General features: G+C 72.6%; 2 protein-coding genes. Both read left to right on the plus strand.

Annotated features, from left to right (window positions below):
- The coding region (locus tag AOK16_RS19590; protein ID WP_157859272.1) for a hypothetical protein at nucleotides 1-282 on the plus strand (282 nt) is incomplete at its 5' end.
- Nucleotides 279-1592 carry an MFS transporter gene (locus tag AOK16_RS19595; RefSeq protein ID WP_055473508.1) on the plus strand — a complete coding sequence of 438 codons (1314 nt, stop codon included), beginning with the start codon at nucleotides 279-281 and terminating at the stop codon, nucleotides 1590-1592. The genes AOK16_RS19590 and AOK16_RS19595, both read left to right, overlap by 4 nt.
- Nucleotides 1593-1649: the final 57 nt, after the last annotated feature.

Consider the following 1649-nt stretch of genomic DNA (forward strand, 5'->3'; position numbering starts at 1 on the left):
ACCCTCACCTGGGAGCGGCCCTTCACCACCATCGGCCCCCGCTGCTACGCCCGCGCGTCCGACGCCGACGGCGTGCTGACCGTACGGCTCACCGCCCGCGACCTCGTCCGCGAAGAGGCCGCCGCGCTCCTGGAAGACCTGCATGACGGGCTTCTCGCCGCCGCGGGCCGACCGGCCACGGCTCTGACCTCGACCCAGGCGACCCTGACCCCGGCGACCCTGACCCCGGCCGGTCGGGCGTACCAGGCCAGAGCCCAGCACGAAGAGAGCGGATCAGCGTGAGCACGGAGACGACGCCCCAGCGGCCGCCCGCCGACAGCGGGCCGGAGGAGCGGCACGACAGCGGCAGCCTGTGGCGCAACACCGACTTCCTCAAGCTCTGGACGGGGGAGACCGTCTCCCTCCTCGGCACCTACGTCACCCAGCTCGCCCTCCCGCTCATCGCGATCACCCTGCTGGACGCCACCCCCGGCCAGGTGGGAACGCTGTCCGCCGTGCAGTTCCTGCCCGTCCTGCTGATCACCGTCTTCGTCGGCCGCTGGGTGGACCGCTACCGCCGCCGCCCCCTCCTGATCGCCGCGAACCTGGCCCGGGCCGCGGCGCTCGCCGTGGTGCCCGCCTGCTGGTGGGCGGACGGCCTCACGATGCCGGTGCTGTACGGGGTCGCGCTCACCGTCGGCACGTTCAGCGCCCTGTTCGACGTCGCCTACCTCTCGTACCTCCCGAGTCTCGTACCCCGGCACCACCTTGTCGCCGCCAACAGCAGGCTCCAGGGCAGCTACGCGGTCGCGCAGGTCGGCGGACCAGGGCTCGGCGGACTGCTGATCCGGCTCGTCGGTGGCCCGTTCGCCCTGATCACCAACGTGGTGTCGTACCTCTTCTCGGCCGTGATGCTGCTGCTGATCCGCACCCCGGAACCCGCGACCGCCCCCGACGGCGAGAAGACCGGGTCAGAGGCCGGCCTCTGGCCATCCCTCTCCCTCGGCTTCACCTTCATCTGGCGTGACCGCGTTCTCCGGGTTCTCACCGCGAAGGGCGCCTGGTTCAACCTGTGCGAACAGGCCCTGCTCACCGTCTTCCTCGTCCACGCCGTCCGCGAACTTGGCTTGTCCGCAGGCCCGTTGGGCCTGTGCATCGGACTCGGCAGCCTCGGCGCCGTCATCGGCACGGTCCTCGCCCGCTGTTTCGGCCGAGCCCTGGGCGTGCCGGGAACGCTCTTCGCCAGTATGGCCTGCGGTTGCGCGGCGCCCGCGCTGATCCTGCTCGCGCGCGGCGCCGCCCTCGCCGACCTCGCCCTGATCACCACGGCGTTCGCGGTCTTCAGCATCGGATTCACCGTGTTCAACGTCTACTTCGTGACGCTCCGCCAGACCCGCACCCCGCAGGACCGGCTGGGCCGGGTCACCGCCGCGTACCGCACGGTCGCCTTCGGAACCTTCCCGGTCGGCGCGTGGGCCGGCGGCTGGCTGGCCGGGCAGCTCGGCCCGTACGCCGCCCTCGCTGCCGTGTGCGGGGCCTTCGCGGCCGGCTGGCTGGTCTTCCTCGCGACCTCGCTGCGGGTGCTGCGCCCCGTGACCGTCCCACTGGAGTGAGCCGACGAGCCGCCCAGAACGTTCCCGGCCGACCGACGCGCCGGGCAAGCCCTCCCG

Source organism: Streptomyces pathocidini (genome assembly GCF_001418495.1).
GTDB lineage: Bacteria > Actinomycetota > Actinomycetes > Streptomycetales > Streptomycetaceae > Streptomyces > Streptomyces pathocidini.